Source organism: Rhizobium sophoriradicis, assembly GCF_003939025.1.
In the GTDB taxonomy this organism is placed as follows: Bacteria; Pseudomonadota; Alphaproteobacteria; order Rhizobiales; family Rhizobiaceae; genus Rhizobium; species Rhizobium sophoriradicis.
In genome coordinates this window covers 314,072-336,518 of the sequence record NZ_RQIH01000007.1, presented here as the reverse complement: position 1 = coordinate 336,518, position 22,447 = coordinate 314,072, and the positions used below count along the sequence as shown (strand labels likewise).

The 22,447-nt window shown below is 61.3% G+C and carries 22 protein-coding genes, 1 tRNA gene and 1 pseudogene; 19 read left to right on the top strand and 5 right to left on the bottom strand.

Annotation, left to right across the window (positions count from 1 at the left end):
- Positions 1–53: 53 nt before the first annotated feature.
- Positions 54–851: a creatininase family protein gene (locus EFR00_RS14390; RefSeq protein ID WP_077990452.1), complete on the top strand. Its 798-nt coding sequence runs from the start codon at positions 54–56 to the stop codon at positions 849–851.
- Positions 852–870: 19 nt separating this feature from the next.
- Here the strand turns inward: EFR00_RS14390 and EFR00_RS14385 are convergent, their stop codons facing one another.
- A complete protein-coding gene (locus tag EFR00_RS14385) occupies positions 871–1,821 on the bottom strand; it encodes a LysR family transcriptional regulator (RefSeq protein WP_039621959.1) in 951 nt (316 codons plus the stop codon).
- A 181-nt stretch (positions 1,822–2,002) separates the two neighbouring features.
- Here EFR00_RS14385 and EFR00_RS14380 point away from each other — a divergent pair, with 181 nt between their 5' ends.
- From EFR00_RS14380 to EFR00_RS14355, 6 genes are all read left to right on the top strand, one after another.
- Positions 2,003–3,019 carry an ABC transporter substrate-binding protein gene (locus EFR00_RS14380; protein ID WP_077990464.1) on the top strand — a complete coding sequence of 339 codons (1,017 nt, stop codon included), beginning with the start codon at positions 2,003–2,005 and terminating at the stop codon, positions 3,017–3,019.
- A 68-nt stretch (positions 3,020–3,087) separates the two neighbouring features.
- Positions 3,088–3,912, top strand: a complete 825-nt coding sequence (locus EFR00_RS14375; protein ID WP_077990466.1) for an ABC transporter ATP-binding protein — start codon at positions 3,088–3,090, stop codon at positions 3,910–3,912.
- Positions 3,912–4,748, top strand: a complete 837-nt coding sequence (locus EFR00_RS14370) for an ABC transporter permease (RefSeq protein WP_077990469.1) — start codon at positions 3,912–3,914, stop codon at positions 4,746–4,748. Before EFR00_RS14375 ends, EFR00_RS14370 begins: the two co-directional genes overlap by 1 nt.
- Positions 4,748–6,061, top strand: a complete 1,314-nt coding sequence (locus EFR00_RS14365) for a cytosine deaminase (protein WP_077990471.1) — start codon at positions 4,748–4,750, stop codon at positions 6,059–6,061. Before EFR00_RS14370 ends, EFR00_RS14365 begins: the two co-directional genes overlap by 1 nt.
- Before the next feature lies 1 nt (position 6,062).
- Positions 6,063–7,472, top strand: coding sequence for an FAD-binding oxidoreductase (locus tag EFR00_RS14360; RefSeq protein ID WP_077990473.1), 1,410 nt, complete (start codon positions 6,063–6,065; stop codon positions 7,470–7,472).
- Positions 7,469–8,050, top strand: coding sequence for an NAD(P)H-dependent oxidoreductase (locus tag EFR00_RS14355; RefSeq protein ID WP_064686067.1), 582 nt, complete (start codon positions 7,469–7,471; stop codon positions 8,048–8,050). The genes EFR00_RS14360 and EFR00_RS14355 overlap by 4 nt, the downstream gene beginning before the upstream one ends.
- Positions 8,051–8,072: 22 nt before the next feature.
- Here EFR00_RS14355 and EFR00_RS14350 read toward each other — a convergent pair whose 3' ends face one another.
- Both EFR00_RS14350 and EFR00_RS14345 read right to left on the bottom strand, forming a co-directional pair.
- The gene (locus EFR00_RS14350) at positions 8,073–8,462 is read right to left on the bottom strand and encodes a RidA family protein (protein WP_077990843.1); all 390 of its coding nucleotides are present in this window, start codon (positions 8,460–8,462) and stop codon (positions 8,073–8,075) included.
- Between the two features lie 54 nt (positions 8,463–8,516).
- The gene (locus EFR00_RS14345; RefSeq protein WP_009993585.1) at positions 8,517–9,233 is read right to left on the bottom strand and encodes a GntR family transcriptional regulator; all 717 of its coding nucleotides are present in this window, start codon (positions 9,231–9,233) and stop codon (positions 8,517–8,519) included.
- 312 nt (positions 9,234–9,545) lie between these two features.
- Between EFR00_RS14345 and EFR00_RS14340 the strand changes: the two genes are divergently transcribed.
- The 11 genes and pseudogenes from EFR00_RS14340 (at position 9,546) to ligD (ending at position 20,057) form a co-directional block, all read left to right on the top strand.
- The gene (locus EFR00_RS14340; protein WP_077990474.1) at positions 9,546–10,673 is read left to right on the top strand and encodes a BMP family ABC transporter substrate-binding protein; all 1,128 of its coding nucleotides are present in this window, start codon (positions 9,546–9,548) and stop codon (positions 10,671–10,673) included.
- Positions 10,674–10,692: 19 nt separating this feature from the next.
- Positions 10,693–11,820, top strand: a complete 1,128-nt coding sequence (locus EFR00_RS14335) for an ABC transporter permease (protein WP_077990477.1) — start codon at positions 10,693–10,695, stop codon at positions 11,818–11,820.
- A complete protein-coding gene (locus tag EFR00_RS14330; RefSeq protein WP_077990481.1) occupies positions 11,820–12,746 on the top strand; it encodes an ABC transporter permease in 927 nt (308 codons plus the stop codon). Before EFR00_RS14335 ends, EFR00_RS14330 begins: the two co-directional genes overlap by 1 nt.
- An 18-nt stretch (positions 12,747–12,764) precedes the next feature.
- On the top strand, positions 12,765–13,781 hold the full coding sequence (locus EFR00_RS14325; RefSeq protein ID WP_077990484.1) for a formamidase: 1,017 nt from the start codon (positions 12,765–12,767) through the stop codon (positions 13,779–13,781).
- Positions 13,782–13,793: 12 nt separating this feature from the next.
- On the top strand, positions 13,794–14,495 hold the full coding sequence (biuH, locus tag EFR00_RS14320; protein ID WP_009983899.1) for a biuret amidohydrolase: 702 nt from the start codon (positions 13,794–13,796) through the stop codon (positions 14,493–14,495).
- Complete coding sequence (locus tag EFR00_RS14315; RefSeq protein WP_077990486.1) at positions 14,492–16,042, top strand: ABC transporter ATP-binding protein; 1,551 nt, start codon at positions 14,492–14,494, stop codon at positions 16,040–16,042. The genes biuH and EFR00_RS14315 overlap by 4 nt, the downstream gene beginning before the upstream one ends.
- A complete protein-coding gene (locus EFR00_RS14310) occupies positions 16,042–16,710 on the top strand; it encodes a cysteine hydrolase family protein (RefSeq protein ID WP_077990488.1) in 669 nt (222 codons plus the stop codon). The genes EFR00_RS14315 and EFR00_RS14310 overlap by 1 nt, the downstream gene beginning before the upstream one ends.
- Positions 16,703–17,065, top strand: a complete 363-nt coding sequence (locus tag EFR00_RS14305; RefSeq protein ID WP_077990490.1) for a cupin domain-containing protein — start codon at positions 16,703–16,705, stop codon at positions 17,063–17,065. Before EFR00_RS14310 ends, EFR00_RS14305 begins: the two co-directional genes overlap by 8 nt.
- 231 nt (positions 17,066–17,296) lie before the next feature.
- Positions 17,297–18,193, top strand: a complete 897-nt coding sequence (ku, locus tag EFR00_RS14300; RefSeq protein WP_077990495.1) for a non-homologous end joining protein Ku — start codon at positions 17,297–17,299, stop codon at positions 18,191–18,193.
- 15 nt (positions 18,194–18,208) lie between these two features.
- The gene (gene ku, locus EFR00_RS14295) at positions 18,209–19,018 is read left to right on the top strand and encodes a non-homologous end joining protein Ku (protein ID WP_077990496.1); all 810 of its coding nucleotides are present in this window, start codon (positions 18,209–18,211) and stop codon (positions 19,016–19,018) included.
- Positions 19,015–20,057: pseudogene (gene ligD / locus EFR00_RS33895) on the top strand (non-homologous end-joining DNA ligase). The gene ku (EFR00_RS14295) and the pseudogene ligD overlap by 4 nt, the downstream one beginning before the upstream one ends.
- Positions 20,058–20,193: 136 nt before the next feature.
- Here the strand turns inward: ligD and EFR00_RS14285 are convergent.
- A tRNA-Met gene (locus EFR00_RS14285) sits at positions 20,194–20,270 on the bottom strand.
- A 137-nt stretch (positions 20,271–20,407) separates the two neighbouring features.
- Positions 20,408–21,607 (bottom strand): tRNA 2-thiouridine(34) synthase MnmA, encoded by a 1,200-nt coding sequence (gene mnmA, locus EFR00_RS14280; protein ID WP_077990501.1) that lies wholly within the window; start codon positions 21,605–21,607, stop codon positions 20,408–20,410.
- A 499-nt stretch (positions 21,608–22,106) separates the two neighbouring features.
- On the opposite strand from mnmA, the gene EFR00_RS14275 reads away from it, so the two are divergent.
- On the top strand, positions 22,107–22,373 hold the full coding sequence (locus EFR00_RS14275; RefSeq protein ID WP_039623497.1) for a hypothetical protein: 267 nt from the start codon (positions 22,107–22,109) through the stop codon (positions 22,371–22,373).
- Positions 22,374–22,447 lie beyond the last annotated feature (74 nt).

Genomic DNA, 22,447 nt, shown 5'->3' with positions numbered 1-22,447 from the left:
CGCGCGCAATAATTTTCCCTACTCACTGCTTGAAAGCAACGAGAGGTGCGGCGATGGCGATGCCATTCTACTGGAACGAACTCAATACCGGTGATTTCGCCGGCCTTTCGCCCGACACGACCATTGCCATCCTTGCGATCGCCTCTACGGAACAGCACGGTCCGCACCTGCCGATCGCGACCGATGTTGCGATTGCCAACGGCATGCTCGCGGAGCTTCGAAAGCAGAAGCCTGCCGACCTCGACTTTCTTGTTCTGCCGACGCAGGAGATCGGCAAGGCGAATGAGCATGTCTATGGACCAGGAACGCTGTCGCTCGGTGCGGAACTCTTAATTCCGGTCTGGACGGCGATCGGCGCCAAGGTGGCCGAAGCCGGCATCCGCAAGCTAGTGATCGTCAATTCGCATGGCGGCAACGTCGATATCATGAGCATCGTCGCGCGCGAACTACGCGTGCGTTACCAGATGGCCGTCGTCTCCACGCAATGGGGCCGCTTTGGACACCCGGAGGGGATGATCAGCGAACACGAGCTGAAATACGGCATCCACGGCGGCGAGGTGGAAACTTCGCTCATGCTCCATTTCCGGCCTGACCTGGTGCGAATGGACAAGGCGGAGAACTTCACCTCGAAGGCGGAGTGGATGCGCGGGCAATCCAAATACATCCAGCCGCTGCCGCCACATTCGCTCGCCTGGATCGCCCACGATCTCAATCCCAATGGCGTTGTCGGCGACGCGTCGCTCGGCACAGCCGAAAAGGGCGAAGCAATTTGCCGCCACCAGGTCCAAGGGTTCATCGAACTGCTCCATGACCTGAAGCGCTACCCGCTTTCCAATCTCCATTCGAGATAGGGTCTCTATCGCGCACGGCTCAGATTGCTGCGGGCTTTTCCGCCGCGATGTGGCCTTTGGCCTGCAATTCCTCCACCAGGCCGGCCAGTTCGGCCAGGAGATATTCGACGAACAGGCTGGTCGCGGAATCGAGCGGCGCGCGGGCGCGGGCAAAAAGCTTCATCGGCTGGTGGCGGGCATGCGGCTCCGCGATCGGCCGGAAGACCAACTCGCCCTGGCGGCATTCGGTGATGACGTCGAGCGGATTGAGAATCGTCAGCCCAGCCCCCGACTTGACCAGCTTCTTCAGCATCTCCGAGGCATTGGTTTCGAGCACCGGCTCGACATGCACGTCGAGGCGCGCGAGCGCCAGATTGATCACATCGCGCAGGCTGGTGCCTTGCTGGGCCAGCACCAGTCGCTCCTGGACGATGTCCGCCAGGTTGATCGGGCCCGACCCGATCAGGTGGTGACCGGGTGGCAAAACCACGCCGATCGGAATGTCGAAATTGCCAAGCGTCCGGATGCCCGGCGTTGCCGGAATATTGAAGCCGAGGCCGATATCCACCTCGCCTGAGATCACCGGGTTGACCGTCATCGTACCGGCGTCGTTGCGCAATTGCATGAAGACACGCGGATGCTCCGACTGGAACCGGGCAATGATGTCAGGCAGCGGACCGGCAGCCAGGCCAACCGTGGTAACGATGCGGACCTTGCCGGCCTGCTGCATCTTCAGGCTGCGGATGCGCCCCTCCAGCCGCTCGTAATTCTTCAGCACCTCGCGAATATGTTCGATGCAGAGTTCGCCGGCGGCCGTCAGCCGCAAACCGCGCGGCAAACGCTCAAAGAGCGGCGCGCCCATCTCCTCCTCCAGCGCAAGAATTTGCCGGTTGATCGCCGACGACGCCACGTTCAGCCGCGCCGCCGCCTTGCGGATCGAGCCCGTGCGGGCGATCTCGTTGATGTAGATGAGCTTTCTGGAATGTAGCATCCCAACCTCGTTGCGTAAAAATAAAGCAGACGCACAAATTAGGCACAGGCTTTCGCTGAGATGCCGAAAAGGCATCATTGCGCACGAAATTTGATGCTTTTCAAAGAGCAACGCAACCGCTCCTATGAGGAAAATGGAACGTCGCGATGGGCGTTCCGCGCTCAGAAGGGGAACGCAGATCATGGCCGATGCACTGAAGAACTGGGGCCTTTCCGCACTTGCCGGTCTTGGCGGCGCGCTTGCCGCCATGGCCTCCGCCCATGCGGCCGACAAGGTGAGTTACGGCACGAACTGGCTAGCCCAGGCCGAACACGGTGGGTTTTACCAGGCGGTCGCCGATGGCACCTATGCGAAACACGGCCTCGACGTGACCATCGTGCAGGGCGGCCCGAACGCGGCAAACAGCGCGCTTTTGATCTCCGGCAAGATCGACTTCTACATGGGCGGCCCGCAGGGCGAAATCTCGGCCGTCGAACAGGGCATTCCGCTCGTCGATGTCGCGGCGATCTTCCAGAAGGATCCGCAGGTGCTGATCGCCCACCCGGACGCCGGCATCGAGAAATTCGAAGACCTCGCGAAGCTGAAGACGCTGTTTCTCGGCAAGGACGGCTACCTCACCTATTTCGAATGGATGAAGGCGAATTTCAAAGGCTTCAAGGACGAGCAATACAAGCCCTACAATTTCAGCCCGGCTCCGTTCCTCGCGGACAAGGAGTCCGCGCAGCAAGGCTACCTCACCTCGGAGCCCTATGAGATTGAGAAGCAGGCCGGCTTCGAACCTAAGGTCTTCCTGCTCGCCGACAACGGCTACTCTCCCTATTCGACGATGATCACCACGACGCAAACGATGATCGACAGTAAGCCGGATGTGGTTCAGCGCTTCGTCGATGCCTCCATCGAGGGCTGGTACAACTATCTCTACGGCGACAACCGCAAGGCGAACGAACTGATCAAGAAGGATAATCCTGAAATGACGGATGGTCAGATCGCCTATTCGATCGCCAAGATGAAGGAATACGGCATCATCGAGTCCGGCGACAGCCTGGACAAGGGCATCGGCTGCATCACCGATGCCCATTACAAGGCGTTCTTCGAAGAGATGGTCGCGATCAAGGTCTTCAAGCCGGAGACGGATTACACCAAGGCGTTTACGACGAAATTCGTCTGCAAGAGCACCGGCATGGCGATGAAGAAGTAAGCTGGCCGCAACCCCGATGATCCGCCGCTGCGGCGGATTGCATCTCCCCCGCATGAACGAGACAGGCAATGCCGCTAGCAGAAGCCCAGGCCGTATCCCCACAAGACAAGCGCAAGCGGCCATTGGTCGTCATGCGCTCGGTTTCGAAGGTCTTTTCCAGCGGAACCGTCGCACTTTCGGACATGTCGCTCACCGTCGAAAGCGGCGAATTCGTCAGCCTCCTCGGCCCTTCCGGCTGCGGCAAGTCGACGGCGCTGCGCATCATCGCCGGCCTCGGCGACGTGACATCGGGGGCGATCGACTGGCCGAGTTCGCGCATCAATTCGAAAGGCCTGCCGGAGGGCGATATCGGCTTCGTCTTCCAGGAGCCAACGCTGATGCCCTGGAAGAACGTATTCGACAATGTCCACCTGCCGCTGAGGCTGAGGCGTGTTTCGAAAGCGGCAGCCTCCAAGCGGATCATGGATGTACTGACCACGGTCGGTCTGCAGGATTTCGCCAAGGCCTATCCGCGCGAACTTTCCGGCGGCATGAGGATGCGGGTCTCGATCGCCCGCGCGCTGGTGACGAAACCGAAACTTCTGCTGATGGACGAGCCCTTCGCCGCACTCGACGAAATCACCCGTCAGAAGCTCAACGACGACGTGCTGCGGCTCTGGAAGACGACCGGCATCACCGTCATCTTCGTCACCCATTCCGTCTTCGAGTCGGCCTATCTCTCGAACCGCATCGTCGTGATGAAGGCAAGGCCCGGCCGGGTGCACGCAGACGTCCCGCTAACGACCAGCCTGGAGCGCGATGCCTATTACCGCAGTTCCGAAGAATACAGGAAGGCCTGCGAGACGGTCTCCCATTCGCTCATCGGCGCAATCAATTCGGCTGGAGATCATTGATGAGCGACGAGACCGGCGCATCGCCCCATCCGGATGCCGCGAGCGCCAGGCGCCGCGATCTCGCCTTGCGGATCGCCGTTCCATTGCTCGTCATCGCTCTCCTCCTTCTGATCTGGTACGCCTATGTGAAACTGTCAGACGTGCCGCCTTATATCCTGCCGGGGCCAGCGGCTGTGGCGAACGCCTTCGTGACCGACTGGGCCACGCTTGCGCCCGCCTTCTGGGTCACCACCAAAATCACCTTCCTGTCGCTGATGCTGGCACTTGTCGGCGGCGTCGGCTTTGCGATCTTCCTCGTGCAATCGCGCTGGATCGAACTCGCCTTCTATCCGCTCGCGGTCATTCTGCAGGTGACGCCGATCGTCGCGATCTCGCAGCTGATCCTGATCTATGCGCCCTCGACGCAGGTGGCGCTTTTGATCTGCGCCTTCCTCGTCGCCTTCTTTCCGATCCTGTCGAACATGGTCCAGGGGCTGAAAAGCGTCGACCACAATCTCATCAATCTCTTCGAACTCTACGGCGCCTCCCGCTGGCAGACACTGCTCTATCTCAAGCTGCCCGCCGCCCAGCCCTATTTCATGACAGGCCTTAGGATCGGCGGCGGCCTGGCGCTGATTGCCGCCGTCGTCGCGGAATTTGCGGCAGGATCGGCGGGTGCGGGTTCCGGGCTCGCCTTCCGGCTTCTCGAAGCTCAGTACCGGCTCAACATCCCCCGCCTCTTCGCCGCGCTGCTGATGCTTTCGCTTCTCGGCGTCGCGATCTTTGCCCTCACCTCGTTCATTTCCTGGCTTGCCCTGCACCGCTGGCACGAGAGCAGCCTGAAACGGGAAAACTGATGACCTATCCCTTCATCTCTCCGCCCAATGCCGGCCGCTTCGCACTGTGCAACGCGACGCTTCCCGCCGCCGCCACCGTCGGATTTGACACGCCTGCCGTCGAAGGTCTGATCAAGGCCGATATCGTCATCACCAATGGCGTCATCTCCGCACTGCTGCCGGCGGGCGGAACGCCGGCGGAATTCGCGAGATCCGACCTGAAGGAGGGCATGGTCTGGCCGTGTTTCGCCGACATGCACACGCACCTCGACAAGGGGCATATCTGGCCGCGCAACGCCAATGCGGACGGCACTTTCATGGGCGCGCTGGAGGCCGTGCGCACGGACCGCGAAGCGAACTGGTCAGCGGCGGATGTCTGGAAACGCATGGAATTTTCGCTGCGCTCGGCCTATGCGCACGGCACCAGCCTGATCCGCACGCATCTCGACTCGCTGGCGCCGCAGCACCGCATTTCCTTCGAGGTTTTTGCCGAGATGCGCGAGGCATGGAAGGACCGGATCGCGCTGCAGGCTGTAGCGCTCTTCCCGATGGAAAATATGGCGGATGCGGCCTTTTTCGCCGACCTGGTTGCTGTCGTACGCGAAAAAGGCGGACTGATCGGCGGCGTCACCCGGATGACCGCCGATCTCGACAGCCAGCTCGACGTGCTTTTCAGGGCTGCCGCCGACAACGGCCTCGATGTCGACCTCCACGTCGACGAGACCGACGATCCCGCTGCCGAGACCTTGAAGGCGATTGCCGAGGCCGTGCTGCGCAACCGGTTCGAAGGCCAGGTAACGGCCGGCCATTGCTGCTCGCTCGCCCGCCAGGACGAGGAGGCCGCAAAGCGCACGGTCGAGCTCGTTGCAAAGGCCGGCATTTCCATCGTCTCGCTGCCGATGTGCAACATGTATCTGCAGGACCGCTACCCCGGCCGGACACCGCGCTGGCGCGGCATTACTCTCTTCAAGGAACTGGCCGCGGCCGGTGTGGCAACGGCGGTCGCCTCCGACAATACTCGCGACCCCTTCTACGCCTACGGCGATCTGGACCCGGTGGAGGTATTCCGCGAGGCGGTGCGCATCCTGCATCTCGATCACCCATTGGATACGGCCGCGCGCATCGTCACCACTTCGCCCGCCGATATTCTCGGCCGCTCCGATATGGGCCGCATCGCCGTCGGAGCCCCGGCCGATCTCGTGCTCTTCAGCGCCAGGCGCTGGAGCGAATTTCTTTCCCGTCCGCAGTCAGACCGCGTCGTCCTTCGCCGCGGCAAGGTGATCGACCGCAGCCTGCCGGACTATCGTGAACTCGACAGCGTCGTTGGAGCCTGACATGCCGGATTATCAGACGATCAAGAAGGAACTCGAAGGCATCGCCGTCGAGGACAATCCGGCGCTGGTGCGCCAGAAGAGCCGGGACTTCTACTGGTATTCGCCGATCCTGAAGGCGCAGCTCGACAATGTGACGGCCGATCTCGTGGTCACGCCAAAGAATGAGGAAGAGGTCATCCGCACGCTGAAGGTTGCTTTCGCCCATGGGGTGCCGGTCACTCCCCGCGGCGGCGGCACCGGCAATTACGGCCAGGCGATGCCGCTCTCCGGCGGCATCGTGCTGAACCTTGCGGCCATGAACAAGATCAAGGAAATCCATCCCGGCCGGGTGATCTGCGAGCCGGGCATCATCATCGCTCAGCTCGACAAGCAGACCAAGGCCCATTCCGGGCAGGAGCTACGCTTCCACCCTTCGACCGCGCAGATGGCGACCGTCGGCGGCTTCATCGCCGGCGGCTCCGGCGGCGTCGGCTCGATCACCTGGGGAGGCCTGCGCGATCTCGGCAATATCCTGCGTCTGCGCGTCGTCACGATGGAAGCCGAACCTCGGGTGCTCGACCTCACCGGCTGGGACCTGCAGAAGGTCAGCCATGCCTATGGCACCAACGGCATCATCACTGAAATCGAAATGCCGCTGGCGCCCGCCTATGACTGGGTCGACGTGCTTGTCGGTTACGACGACTTCATGGCGGCCGTGCGCTTCTCGGATGCGCTCGCCAAATGCAACGGCATCCTCGTCAAGGAGATCGCGCCGATCGCCGCACCCATACCGCATGATTATTTCACGCGCCACAAACCCTATATCCGCAAGGGACAGTCGGTCGTGGTGCTGATGATCGCGCCGCATTCAATGGATGCTTTCCTGGCCTTCGCCGCCGCGCATAAGGGCGAGGTCGTCTTCCGCTCCGACACGGTCGAAAGCATGAAGGGCATTCCGCATGCCTATGAGCTTGCCTGGAACCACACGACGTTGCGCGCCCTGAAGGTCGATCCCAACTTCACCTATCTGCAGGTTCAGTATCCGGGGCCGGATCACGTGGCCAAGGTCGCCAAGATGGTCGAGATCTTTGGTGACGAAGTGCCGGGCCATCTCGAATTCATCAGGTTCGACGGGCAGATCCAGTGCTCCGGCCTGCCGCTGGTGCGTTACACCTCGGAGGAACGCCTCGAGGAGATCATCAGGATTCACCAGGATCACGGCTGCCCGATCTTCAACCCGCACCGCTACACGCTCGAGGAAGGCGGCATGAAACGCACCGACAAGGTGCAGCTCGCCTTCAAGCACGAGACCGACCCGAGGGGGCTCCTCAATCCCGGCAAGATGATCGCCTGGGAGAACCCCGATTTCGATTTTGATGCCGGCAAGAACTATCTCTTCCCAGGGCTTGCGAGCGTCATGGAGGCCTCATGAGAGTTCTCGTCCTTCACTCGCATCCGGTCGAGGAAAGCTACGGCAAGGCGCTTTACAAACAGACGCTGGAAAGCCTTCGCAAAGCCGGTCACGAGGTGGATGGCTGCGATCTCTATGCCGAGAAATTCGATCCCGTGCTGTCACGCAACGACCGGCTCGCCTATCACGACTATCCCGGCAATTCCGCACTGGTGAAGCCCTATGTCGATCGGCTGAAGCAGGCTGAAGGACTGGTACTGGTGACACCCGTCTGGAACTTTGGCTTCCCGGCAATCCTCAAAGGCTATTTCGATCGCGTCTGGCTTCCGGGCGTCTCTTTCGAACTTGTCGACGGCAAGGTGGAATCGCGGTTGCGCCATATCACCAAGCTCGCCGCCGTGCTGACCTACGGAGCAACCCCATTCCGCGCCTTCGTGGCCGGCAACCCGCCGAAGAGGATCGTCAAGCGCGTGCTGAGGGCGCAGATCAATCCGCTGCGGCCGGTTACCTTCCTTGCTCATTACGACATGAACAATTGCACGCCTGAAACGCGGGCGCGGTTTCTGGAAAAGGTGCAGACATCGATGGAACGGTTCTGAAACGGGTCGCCCCCAGCAGACGTCACAGTACTTTGGCGGCGGTGACCTCGACTTCGACGAGGAAATCCGGCCGAGTGAACCCGCCGACGATGATCAACGTAGAAACCGGCTTCGGATCGAGCGTGTAGCGATCGCGCACCGCCATATAGGCCGGAAAATCCTCGCGCTTCGTCACGAATGCCGAAATGCGGATGACATCCGCAAAACTCATCTCCGCATCGGCAAGAATGGCCTTGATCGCTTCGAAACAGAGCTCCGCCTGCTTGCCGATATCTTCCGGCACCTTCTCGTCGAGACCGATGCCGAGCTGGCCTGAAACGACGAGCAGCGACGCGCCCGGCGGCACCAGCAGCCCATGATTGTAATTTCCAAACGGACGGCGGACGGACGGCGGATTGAAAATCTTCTTCATCGGCATTTCCATAGCGCGATTTCCTTCAACTCCTCAGCCAAACCCTCTCCGACGTCAAGCGCCTCGCTCTTTCCGCTCGGCAGCGGCCGCAAAGACGGCGCTGGCGTCGCTGACGATTTCCACATGGGCATAGGCCGCGCGCGCGGCGGCCGCGCCGTCGGCGCGCATGATCGCCGTCACGATCACGTCGTGCTCGTCATAGGATTTCGCCAGCCGGCCGGACAGCCGGAACTGCGCGCGGCGAAAAGGCGCAAGCCGGGCCCTGCTCTGCGTTACCAGCTCATAGATGTGCTCATTGTGCGCGCCGCGATAGAGCCGGCTATGAAATTCAGTGTTATAGGCAGAATACTCTTCGTCGGCGCCCTGACGCACGAGCCGGGCGGAGGCGCGGTGCTCGATTTCCAACAGGCGCCGCTCCTCGATCGTCATCCGCTCGGCGGAAAGCCGAGCGCAAATGCCCTCGAGCTCCGCCATCGCCTCGAACATCGAATGCAGATAGGTTTCCGTCACATTGGTGACGACGGCGCTGCGGTTCGGCTCGCGCTCGACAAGCCCCATCGCTCCGAGTTCCCGGAGCGCCTCGCGCACAGGGGTGCGCGACACATCGAACCGGGCTGCCAGCGAAATTTCGTCGAGCTTGTCACCCGGCAGCATCTGCCCGGTCACGATCATGTCGGCGATTGCCCGCACCATTTGCTCGACGGTCGTTCCTGCCCGGATGATCTCCCGGCGCCGGATCTGCTTCGATGGGTCACTCTGGTCGTTGGTCATGCTGCATACACATGCATTGCCCACGACACAAAGTCAAATATGGAAGCAATACACTGTTTTCATTTGCAAAATGAAATTAATCCGCGACCGAAAACAAGTCCACTTTCTATATAATGTGGAATTTTCGCCAACATTATAGGCTTTGCATAAATTTTATACCGTGAGTCCGTTAAATTTGCATACACTTGCGACATTCGCCAAACAGCTTCGAAATTACCATCGTAAAATCAATCGCTTAATGTCTGGCACATCCATTGCATACACTTTCCCGTATCCAATGAACCGGCAGAACGCCATAAGGGGAGCATTCCAATGACCAAACTCCTTTCCATGAACCGCCGCAATTTTCTTCAGGCCTCTGCTGCCGCTGCCCTTGCCGGCGTCGCGCCCGGCCTGCTTTCCTCGCGCGCCCTTGCCCAGAGCGCCCTTACCGTCGGCTTCATCTATGTCGGTCCGAAGGACGACTATGGCTACAACCAGGCCCATGCCGAGGGTGCGGCCGCCGTCAAGGCGCTGCCCGGCGTCACCCTCGTCGAGGAAGAGAACGTGCCGGAGACGGTCGACGTCCAGAAGACGATGGAATCGATGATCAACCTCGATGGCGCGGCTCTACTTTTCCCGACCTCCTTCGGCTATTTCGATCCGCATATGCTGGCGATGGCCGCCAAATATTCCGATACCCAGTTCCGCCATTGCGGCGGCCTCTGGCAGGAGGGCAAGCACCCGGCCAATACCGGCTCTTACTTCGGTTACATCTTCCAGGGCCAGTATCTGAACGGCATCGCGGCCGGTCATGCGACGAAAAGCAAGAAGATCGGCTTCGTCGCCGCCAAGCCGATCCCGCAGGTGCTGCAGAACATCAATGCCTTCCTGCTCGGCGCACGCACCGTCGATCCGACCATTACCTGCCAGGTGATCTTCACCGGCGAATGGTCGCTCGCCGTCAAGGAAGCCGAAGCCACCAACGCATTGGTCGACCAAGGCGCCGATGTCATCACCTGCCATGTCGACAGCCCGAAGGTCGTTGTCGAGACGGCGGCCGGCCGTGGCGCCTTCGTCTGCGGCTATCATGCCAACCAGAGCCCGCTCGCGCCCGAGAAGTACCTGACCGGCGCCGAATGGGCCTGGGGCAACGTCTACAGCGACTTCGTCAAAAAGGCGCAGGCCGGCGAAAAGCTCGGCAACTTCGTGCGCGGCGGCCTGAAGGACGGCTTCGTCAAGATGAGTGCACTCGGCCCCGGCGTTTCCGAAGCCGGGCGCAAGGCCTTCGAGGCTACCCATGCCGAGATGATGAAAGGCGGCTTCTCGGTCTTCAAGGGACCGCTCAAAGACAACAAGGGCGGCACGGTCGTGACCGCCGACAAGAGCTACGCCGAAGACGCGATCGAGCTCGAAAGCATGAACTATCTGCTCGAGGGTGTCGTCGGATCCACGGCGTAAACCGCGAGGGGGAAGCGCCATGACCGTCCAGGCCAATGATCCCGCAATATCCATCGCCGAAAACCCGGCTTCGCTGCGCCCCATCCTCGAATGGATCGCGCGAAAAGCCGAACCTCTTGTCATCGGCTTTGCCGCCATCCTGATCGGTCTCGCGCTCTTCTCCCTGTTCATCCTGGCGATTGGCAAATCGCCGGCAGTGCTTTTCCAGCTCATGTATACCGGCGGCTTCGGCAGCTGGTTTTCGGTGCAGAACAGCTTAAGCCGTGCCGCACCCCTTCTCCTGACGGCACTCTGCGTCGCCCTGCCCGCCCGCCTCGGTCTCGTCATCATCGGCGGGGAAGGCGCGGTCGTGCTGGGCGGCGTTGCCGCCGCGGCCATGGCGATGCCCCTCGCGAGTTCGGCGCCGGTCTTGCTGACGCTCGTTCTCATGGGAATTGCTGCCATGATGGTCGGCGGCATCTGGATCGGCCTTGCCGGTTTTCTGCGCCACTACCGCGGCGTCAACGAGACCATCTCGTCGCTGCTGCTCTCCTATATCGCCATCGCCTTGATGAACCAGTTCGTCGAAGGGCCGCTGCGCGATCCTGCAAGCCTCAATAAGCCGTCGAGCAAACCGCTGCCGGCAGAGTACATGCTCGGCAACCTCCCCGGCATGGACGTGCATTGGGGCCTTGTCATCGGCATTGTCGCCTGCATTCTCTCCTGGATCCTGATCGAAGTGACGAGCTACGGCTTTGCCGCCCGTATTGCCGGCGGCAATGTGCGCGCGGCCCAGATTCAAGGCTTGCCCGTGGGCAGGCTGATTGCCGGCTTCACGGCGATCGCTGGCAGCTTCGCCGGGCTTGCCGGCATGATCGAGGTCGCCGCCGTCCAAGGCAGCGCCAACGCCTCCCTTGCCGCCGGCTACGGCTATACCGGCATCCTCGTCGCCTTCCTGGCCAGACACAATCCGCTGGCGATCGTCCCCGTCGCCATCCTGCTCGGCGGCATCGACGCTTCGGGAGGCCTGATCCAGCGCCGCATGGGGCTGCCTGATGCCACCGTGCTGGTGCTGCAAGGCATGCTCTTCCTCGTCATCCTGTTCTGCGAGACCTTCTACGGCCGCTTCAAGGTCTTCAATCCCGACCTCTGGAAAAGGAGCCTGTGATGGAAGAGACAGGCATCGGCTTCTGGGGCGTGCCCCTCGCCATCCTCGCAGGCGCCATCCGTGTGTCCACCCCTTTCATTTTCGTCAGCCTGGGCGAGACGATCACCGAGCGCTCCGGCCGCATCAATCTCGGCCTCGAAGGCACGCTCGTCTTCGGCGCGATGACGGCCTATGCCGTCGCCGTCATGTCCAACTCCCCCTGGCTCGGCGTGCTCGCGGCCATGGCGACAGGCGCGGTCTTCGGCCTTGTCCACGGCTGGATCTGCAAATGGCCGAAGGTCAACGATATCGCGATCGGCATCGCCATGATGCAGTTCGGCCTGGGGCTCGCCTTCTTCCTCGGCAAGCCCTTCATCCAGCCGGCAGCGCCGCATCTGCCGGCAATTCCGCTCGGCTCCTGGTCCAGTTTGCCGCAAATCCAGGCGGCGCTGAATATCAACGTGCTGTTCCTCCTCGGGGCCGCCCTCGCCTTCGTTCTCTGGTGGGCGTTCAAGAATACCCGCGTCGGTCTCGTCCTGCGCGTCGTCGGCGACAGTACGGATGCAGCACGGGCCATGGGCATCGATCCGGATCGCGTGCGACTGCTCGCCACCGCCGTCGGCGGCTCGCTGGCGGCGATCGGCGGCGCCTATCTCTCGCTCTATTATCCCGGCTCCTGGAACGAGGGGGTCTCCTCCGGTCAGGGTCTGATGGCCGTGGCCCTCGTCATCTTCGCCCGATGGAATCCTATCGGCTGCTTCCTTGCCGCCCTGCTCTTCGGCGGCGCCGGCGCGCTCGGACCGGCGCTGCAATCGGTTGGGGTGAGCGAGGGCTATTATCTCTTCTATGCCGCCCCTTACGTGCTGACGCTGGTCATCATGATCGCGACCTCTTCGCCGACACGTTCGCTCGCCGGTGCGCCCGGGGCGCTTTCCCTGACAAAGTAGCATGAAAGGAGCCAAGCCATGAACGGTCTCGGCGGATTGAACAAATCGGAACATGGCGTCGCCATCGGCCTCGTCCAATTGCAGCTTCCCGTTACCGTCACGAGAGAAGACCTCGCCCGCCAGACACAGGTGATCGTCGATCTCGTCGGTAAAGCGCGACGCAACCAGCCCGGCATGGATCTGGTTGTTTTCCCTGAATATGCCCTTCACGGCCTGTCGATGGATATCAATCCCGCGATCATGTGCACGCTCGACGGGCCGGAGGTCGCAGCCTTCAAGAAGGCTTGCAAGGGGAACGCGATATGGGGTTGCTTCTCGATCATGGAGCTGAACCCTGAGGGCATGCCCTACAATTCCGGGATCGTCATCGACGATAAGGGCGAGCTGAAGCTTTATTATCGCAAAATGCACCCATGGGTGCCGGTCGAACCATGGGAGCCTGGCAATGCCGGTATCCCGGTCATCGACGGGCCAAAGGGTGCAAAGCTCGCGCTCATCATCTGCCATGACGGTATGTTCCCGGAGATGGCACGCGAATGCGCCTACAAGGGTGCGGAAATCATGATCCGCACGGCCGGTTACACCGCGCCAATCCGTGAAAGCTGGAAATTCACCAACCAGTCGAATGCCTTCTGCAATCTCATGGTCACGGCGAGCGTCTGCATGTGCGGCTCGGACGGCACCTTCGATTCCATGGGCGAAGGCATGGTCTGCAATTTCGACGGCACGATCCTCGCTCACGGCGCCTCTGGGCGCGTCAACGAGATCATCACCGCCGAAGTCCGTCCCGATCTGGTGCGCGAAGCACGCCTCGGCTGGGGCGTCGAAAACAATATCTACCAATTCGGCCATCGCGGCTATGTCGCTGTCTCCGGCGGCGCGGGTGACGCACCCTATACCTACATGCACGACCTCGTCGCCGGCAAATACCACCTTCCCTGGGAGGATCGGGTGAAGGTCACGGACGGTACGTCCTGCGGCTTTGAGAAGCCGACGCGGCGCTACGGTGAAGCATTCAAGCTCGCGGGTGAATAGGAGAAGAAGACGATGGACGCCATGGTCGAAACCAAAGGAGATTATATCGATGCCGACCCCTATGCCTGGCCCTATAATGGCGATCTGAGGCCTGATAACACCGCCCTCATCATCATCGACATGCAGACGGATTTCTGCGGCAAGGGCGGCTATGTCGATCACATGGGCTATGACCTGTCGCTCGTCCAGGCGCCGATCGAGCCGATCAAGCGCGTGCTGGCCGCCATGCGCGCCAAGGGCTATCACATCATCCACACGCGCGAAGGCCATCGGCCCGATCTTGCCGACCTGCCGGCCAACAAACGCTGGCGCTCGCAGCGGATCGGCGCGGGCATCGGCGACCCGGGTCCTTGCGGGCGTATCCTGACCCGCGGCGAACCCGGATGGGACATCATCCCCGAACTCTATCCGATCGTGGGCGAGACGATCATCGACAAGCCGGGCAAGGGTTCCTTCTGCGCCACCGACCTTGAACTGATCCTCAACCAGAAGCGCATCGCAAACATCATCCTGACCGGGATCACCACCGATGTCTGCGTCTCCACCACGATGCGCGAGGCCAATGACCGCGGTTTCGAATGCCTGCTGCTGGAAGATTGCTGCGGCGCGACCGACTACGGCAACCATCTCGCCGCCATCAAGATGGTGAAGATGCAGGGCGGCGTCTTCGGTTCCGTCTCCAATGCGCAAACGCTTGTGAGCCAACTGCCATGAGCACGGTCCGCGACACGCCTCTCCCACAGGCCGGCAGAGCCGTCGGCATCGATACGCTCGACATGACGATGCGCTTCGGCAGCTTCACGGCCCTCGACCATGTCTCGATCAAGGTGCCCGCCGGCAGCTTCCATGCGCTTCTCGGCGAAAACGGCGCCGGCAAATCGACGCTCGTCAAATGCATCATGGGCTTCTACCACGCCACGTCGGGTGCGCTTTCCGTCGACGGCCACGAAGTAGCCATCGCCTCCCCCAAGGACGCCTCCCTCTATGGTCTCGGCATGGTCTATCAGCACTTCACGCTCGTGCCGTCGCTGACGGGCGCTGAAAACCTCGTGATCAGCCGTGCAGAAGTGCCGGCCATCATCAACTGGGTCAAGGAGCGGAAGGACCTTGCCGCCTTCATGGAGCGCATGCCGTTCAGGATCCCGCTGGACCGGCCGGTGAGCGAGCTTGCCGCCGGCGAGAAGCAGAAGCTGGAGATCCTCAAGCAGCTCTATCTCGGCCGCTCCTTTCTCGTTCTCGACGAACCGACCTCGGTTCTGACCCCTGCCGAAGCCGATGAGATGCTCGGTCTCATCCGGGGAATGACCGAGCGCGGCGAACTGACCGTGCTGATGATTTCGCACAAGTTCCACGAGGTGACGAAGTTCGCCGATGCCGTCTCGGTCTTGCGACGCGGCAGGCTGGTTGGCACCGGCAAGGTCGGCGACCTCTCGACATCGGAGATGGCCGCCATGATGATCGGCGACGTGAAGCTTGCAGAGCTCGACAGCCGCGTTCCCGTCTCCGAAAACGCCAGGCCCGTCCTTGCGGTGGAGCAGGTCAAGGCGCCGGACCGCTCTGGCCTCAAGACCATCGCGATCGACAATCTCATGATCCGCTCCGGCGAGATCGTCGGCATTGCCGGCATTTCGGGCAACGGTCAGAAAGAGCTGACAGAAATCCTCGCCGGTCAGCGGCCGGCCGACAGCGGCCGCGTGAGCGTCAATGGCAAGACCTATGGCGCGACGCGCCCCGAGACCCGCAGAAACAATGTCCGCTTCATCCCCGAGGAGCCGCTGCAGAACGCCTGCGCCCCGCGCATGACGGTCAGCGAAAACCTCGCCTTCCGGACCTTCGACCTGAAGGCGGACGGCAAGGATGCTATCTGGCTGAACAAGGGCAAGATGAAAAAGCGGGCGGCGGCGCTGATTTCGGACTTCAAGGTGAAGACTGCCTCCTCATCCTCGCCGATCGCGGCACTTTCAGGCGGCAACGTGCAGCGCGCCGTGCTCGCCCGCGAACTGACCGGCAAGGTGGACCTGCTGATCGTCTCGAATCCCTGTTTCGGCCTCGACTTCTCGGCTGTCGCCGAAATCCGGGCCCGCATCATGAAGGCCCGCAATTCCGGCACGGCAGTCCTGCTGCTGTCCGAAGACCTCGACGAACTGCTTGAGATGTCCGACCGCATCATGGTCATTTCCGAAGGCCGGCTGGTCTACGAGACACCGGCGCGTGCGGCCGATATCGCCGTGATCGGCGCCCACATGGCGGGGCATCATTGATGGCCGCGATCAAGGCAGAACCCTTCGCTTTCCCGGTGAAGTACGATCAGCTCGCCCTTATCGTCATCGATATGCAGCGCGATTTCGCCGAGCCCGGCGGCTTCGGCGCAAGCCTCGGCAACGACGTCAGCCGCATCGGCAGGATCGTGCCTGATGTCAGACGCCTCATTCAGGGCTTCCGCTATGCCGGCCTGCCGGTCATCCATACGATGGAATGCCACCGGCCCGATCTTTCGGATCTGCCCCCGGCGAAACGCAACCGGGGCAATCCCGTGCTCAGGATCGGAGACGAAGGCCCCATGGGCCGCATCCTCATAAGGGGGGAGCCGGGAACGGCGATCCTTCCGGAGCTTGCTCCGATCAACGGCGAAGTGATCATCGAAAAGCCCGGCAAGGGCGCCTTCTATGCCACCGGCCTCGGAGAGATACTGCAGCAGAAGGGCATCAAGCAGCTTGTCTTTGCCGGCGTGACGACGGAGGTCTGCGTACAGACGACCATGCGCGAGGCGAACGACCGCGGCTATGAGTGCCTTCTCGCTGAGGAGGCGACGGAAAGCTATTTCCCCGAATTCAAGGCGGCAACAATCGCCATGATCCGCGCCCAGGGAGCGATCGTCGGCTGGACCGCCCATGTCGACGACATTTTGGAAAGCATCACCCATGCCTGAAACAACCCGCGAACTGCTGACGTCAGGCGGCTGGAAGGAACTGGAATTCGGCCCCTTTCGCGACGACGTGACCATCCATTGGATCCGCCCCTTCGAAGGCGACCAGCCGGGCGTGGCGCTCCTGAAATACGGGGCCGGCGCCAGCGTTCCGCGCCACCGGCATTCAGGGCTGGAAACGATCCTGGTTCTGGATGGCGTACAATCCGATGAAGCCGGCAACTACGGCCCCGGCAGCTACATCGTCAATGCGCCTGGCACCGAACATTCGGTCTGGAGCGATACCGGCTGCGTCGTTCTCATCCAATGGGATCGACCGGTGAAGATCTTAGAAGAGCCCGCAAAGCCTGGGCCCTAACGTCATGTTGCATTGAGATCCGCCCAGACAAACCTGCTCTCACCTCGAAGTTGTTCGCTTCTGAATCTCGCGCCGCCAAAAAAAGACGCATTGGAATCAGGGCGCTAATGAGGACTCGGAAAGCGAGCATGAGCGGCTTGCTAAGTCGTTGAAAAATGATTCGTTTCGCTCGGAACGATTCGCCGCCGAATCACTTGAATCGCTTGAGTTGTGTCGGGAGCATCCCAAGCCATGGCGGGTCCGAGAGCGAATTGGAAGGGCTATATCAGATTCGGGGAGGTGTCCTGCCCGGTGGCGCTCTATACGGCGGCCTCCTCGTCGGAACGCATCGCTTTCAACACCCTTAATCGTAAAACCGGAAACCGGGTCAAACGCGAATTCATCGACAGCGAGACCGGGGATCCGGTCGAGCGCGACGACCAGGTCAAAGGCTATGAGGTTGAGAACGGCCAATATGTCGTGCTTGAGCCCGACGAGGTTGCGGCAGCGATCCCTGAGAGCGACAAGACATTGAAGATCGAGGCCTTCATTCCCTGTTCGCAGATCGACACCACCTACTTTGACAAGCCCTATTATCTCGCCCCCGACAAGATCGGCACGGATGCCTTTCTGCTCCTGCGGGATGGCATGAAGAAGGAAGGGGTCGCGGCAGTTGCCAAGACCGTGCTCTTTCGTCGGCTGCGCACCGTTCTCATCCGGGCGCATGGCAAGGGCCTGATCGCCTCGACCCTGAACTTCGACTACGAGGTCCGCTCGTCCGAAAAGGCGTTTGAAGAAATGCCAGACCTGAAGATCGAAGGCGAAATGCTCCAACTCGCCGAACATATCATCGGCACCAAGAAGGGCAGCTTCGACGCCAGCACCTTCGATGACCGCTATGAGGCTGCAGTCGCCGAGCTGGTCAAGGCGAAGATCGAGGGCCGCACGCTGCCGAAGCGGAAAGCGCCGGCCGCCTCCAAGCCGAGCGACTTGCTGCAGGCCTTGCGCGAGAGCGCCGGTCTCGGCACGAAGGAATCGAAGCCGAAGCGGACGGCGGCGAACGCCAACAGAGGTGCTGGCCGTCAGAAGGCAGCCAAGCCTGCCGCGAAAACGAATCAGGCTTCGGCACCGAGGCGCCGGGCCGGCTGATCGGAGGTCACAGTCATGGCTCTACGTCCCTATTGGCGAGGCTATCTCAAGCTCTCGCTCGTCACTTGCCCGGTACAGATGATGCCGGCCACCTCCGAAAGCGAGAAGGTCCGCTTCCACACGCTCAATCGCCAGACCCAGAACCGCGTCGTCAGCCACTACGTCGATTCCGTTACCGGCAAGGAGGTCAAGGAAGAGGACGAGGTTAAAGGCTATCAGCGCGGAGAGAACGAGTACGTCATTCTCGAGGACGAAGAGCTCGAGAACGTTGCTCTCGAAAGCACCAAAACGATTGATATCTCTACCTTCACGCCCCGCGAAAGCATCGATTGGATCTGGCTCGACACGCCTTATTATCTCTCGCCGAATGATCCGGTCGGGCAGGAAGCCTTCTCCGTCATCCGTGACGCGATGGAGGCCCAGAATATGGTGGGGATTTCCCGCCTGGTGATCTCGCGACGCGAGCGCGCCGTCATGCTCGAGCCGCGCGGCAAAGGTATCGTCCTGTGGACGCTGCGCTACGGCGACGAGGTCCGCGATGAAGACAGCTATTTCGAGGCAGTCGGCGACGAAAACGCCGATTCCGACATGATGCCGCTCGTCCAGCAATTGATCAAAAAGCAGACGAAGGACTGGAGCCCGAAGATGGTGGCCGACCCGGTACAGGAGCGCCTGCTTGAGATCATCGCCGCCAAAAAGAAGAGCCTCAAGAAACCTGCCAAATCCAAGGGCAAATCTGCGCCGTCGGCTCCGCCGACCAACGTGGTCAACATCATGGATGCTTTGAAGAAATCGGTTGCAGCTGAAAAGCGGACCGGCAGATGACCCGTCGTGCCAAACCGTTGCTCCAGGACGCGCACCTTCTCAAGTCGAAGCCGGCGCGGCCGCGCGATCCCACACAGCCTCATCTCCCGTTCGACCCGATGCCCGATCGAGTGGAGCCATGCCTGGCGCTGCTGAAGAAGGTGCCGCCCAATGGACCGGATTGGGCATTTGAGGTGAAATGGGACGGCTATCGACTTGCCATTCACCTCGAACCCAAAGGCGTGCGGATCATCACCCGCGGCGGCCACGATTGGACGCACCGGTTTCCGACGATCGCCGAGGCGGCGAGGAAGCTCGGCGTCGGAACCGCCATCCTTGATGGCGAAGCGGTCGTGCTCGACAAGGAGGGCATTCGGATTTTGGCGCCCTGCAGCGCTCGCTCGGTGGACGGGGTGGGAAACGCGCGTCGACGGAGTCCGTGTTCATGGCGTTCGACCTTCTCTATTTTGACGGCCATGATCTGACGGGAACGGAACTCTCAGTCCGCCGCCACCTGCTGGAAGATTTTCTCGATGGCGTCACCGGCGCAATTCGGCTGTCGGACGAAGTCTTTGGCGATGGCGCCGAGCTTCTGGCGAATGCCTGCTCGATGGGGATCGAGGGCATCATCGCCAAGCATCGGGATCAGCCCTATCGCTCCGGCCGCACCGGCGACTGGCTGAAGATCAAATGTGTCCAGAGCGAAAGCTTCATGATCGTCGGCTACGAGCAGTCGACCGTTGCGCGCGGTGGGATCGGCAGCCTGCTTCTTGCAGTGCGCAAGGAGCGTGACTGGGTCTATGTCGGCTCGGTTGGAACCGGGTTTAATGCCAGGGATGCGGCGTACCTGCGCATGTCACTCGATAAGATCAGAACCAAGCGGCCGGCTGTAGCACTCAAGGGCAAGAACCTGGTCTTCGCCCAGCCGACATTGATTGCGGAGATCGAGTTTCGCGGATGGACCGATGACGGCAGTTTGCGCCATGCATCCTATAAGGGCCTCCGTGAAATCCAGGACAATGCGGCGGTCTTCGACATGAATGAGAAACCGACTGAATGAACTTCCGGCGGTAGCGATATGGCTCAAGACTTCGGCACCGTGCTACCCAAGGGAGTTCCTAAGCAGGAGTACGGCCCAAGCCATCGAAAGGCGCGGCCATCAGCCCACACTTGAGAAGTGTTTGAAGAAAAACGTGTGGTAGCGGAGGAGGGATTTGAACCCCCGACACAAGGATTATGATTCCTCTGCTCTGACCTACTGAGCTACTCCGCCACTGGTCAAACGATACCTGCTCGCGAAGCGCTGCGGGCTCGTGGGATGAGCGGCTTATAAGGTGCGCTTCGGCTTTGTGTCAAGCGCATGATGGAGAAAAACGCTGGGGCTTGGCCACCCGCCCTCTCCTATCGATTTCAGGCGGCGACGGGGCTGGCCAAGAGGGCCTTGAGCGAGGCCTCGGCCGAGGGTTCACGCTCGGAACGCTCGATGAAACCGCCGCCGAAGACGCGGGCGTCGTCGCCGGGTGCGGAATAAAGCGCGCAAGCCTGGCCGGGAGCAATGCCGGCCTCGCCGACCGTCAGGTCGACATAGGTGCCTGTGGCATCGACATGCAGCACGGCGGGTGCCGGTGCCCGTGTCGATCGGACTTTGGCGTAGCAGGCAAAACCGCCGCCGGAAGCGGCCTCCGCAAGCGTTTCGTCGCCCAGCCAGTTGACGTCGCGCAGATAGACGCGGTGGGTTTCCAGAGCCTCCTTCGGCCCGACGATGACGCGGCGCGAGCGGGCATCGAGATAGACGACGTAGAGCGGTTCGCCGGTGGCGATGCCAATGCCGCGGCGCTGGCCGATGGTGAAGTGCAGGATGCCTTCATGGCTTCCAAGCACGCGGCCGTCGAGATGGACGATCTCACCGGCGAGCGCCGCATTCGGCTTCAGCTTGGTGATGATATCGGAATATTTGCCCTGCGGCACGAAGCAGATATCCTGGCTGTCGGCCTTCTTGGCGACGACGAGGCCCATCTCTTCGGCAAGGCGGCGGGTCTCGGCCTTCGGCAGGCCGCCGAGCGGAAAGCGCAGATAGTCGATCTGCTGCTGAGTCGTGGCGAACAGGAAATAGCTCTGGTCGCGGTCGGCGTCGGCCGGACGGAACAGCGCGCGGCCGCCGGGATGTTCGGGCGAAGGGTTCGGCCGCGAACGGATATAATGGCCGGTTGCCAGCGCATCGGCGCCGAGTTCCTTGGCCGTTGCCAGGAGATCGGCAAACTTGACGGTCTGGTTGCAGGAGACGCAGGGAATCGGCGTTTCGCCTGCCACATAGCTTTCGGCGAAGGGATTGATCACCGTCTCGCGAAAGCGCTTCTCGTAATCGAGCACATAATGCGGAATGCCGAGCGTTTCGCAGACGCGGCGGGCATCGTCGATATCCTGGCCGGCGCAGCAGGACCCGGCGCGGTGAACGGCGGCGCCATGATCGTAAAGTTGCAGCGTAATGCCGAGCACGTCGTAACCCTGCTGCTTGAGAAGGCCGGCCACGACGGAGGAATCGACGCCGCCCGACATGGCGACGACGACACGGGTCTCTTCCGGCTTCTTGTCAAAATCCAGTGTGTTCAACGGTGGTGCCAAATTCTGCGCGCTCATCATCCGCCCTTGCGCTGCAATTGCGGCGGATTGCTGTATCAGGCGGGATCGGCCGCCTTTCGATCAGCGATCGATATAGAAAGGATTGTATCGGGACGCAAGGGGCGGCTTCGGGCGGCCGATCGTTTCGCCCGCGAGAAAGGAAAGGCGCGGCCGAGGCCACGCCTTAAAGCGGGGTGCGGCTCAGGTGCCGATCAGCTTGTTGCAGGCGAATGCGATGCCTGGATTGGCGATGACCGCGGTCATGAACGCCAGTCCGATTATCGAGAATGAATAGCGTTTCATATACATCCTCCTTCCAGCCCGTGCATTATGCCGCGCCGGCCGCCGTTCTCAAAATAACGAATGCTTGAGCACCGACCGGCTCAACCGGAAATCGTCGAGCGAATAATTATCGCCCTATGGAACTATTCTTTCGATCATGCGTTTGCTGCTGTCATCAATGTCGCAATCGAATGCTGCGGAGGGTTTCATGGCCAGGTTCGGCACGACGGCGGATTACAACAGGATCAGACACTGGATCGAAGAGCGAGGCGGCCATCCCGCTCGCATCAAGGACGCGACCGACAGCGAAACCGTCCGCGTCGATTTTTCCTCGGAAACGCAGGAGGAGATTTCCTGGGACGAATTCTTCCAGGGTCTCGACGGCAGCAGGCGCGCCTTCCTTCATCGCACCAAGGCTGACGACGATAGGGCCCGTTTCGGCAAGATCGTCCGCCGCAAGCGCTTGCCTCACTGAAATATACCCATTGCTGACGCAGAAAACCCGGCGCCGTTTCCCGCGCCGGGTTTCTCTGTTTCCTTGGGAGGAGG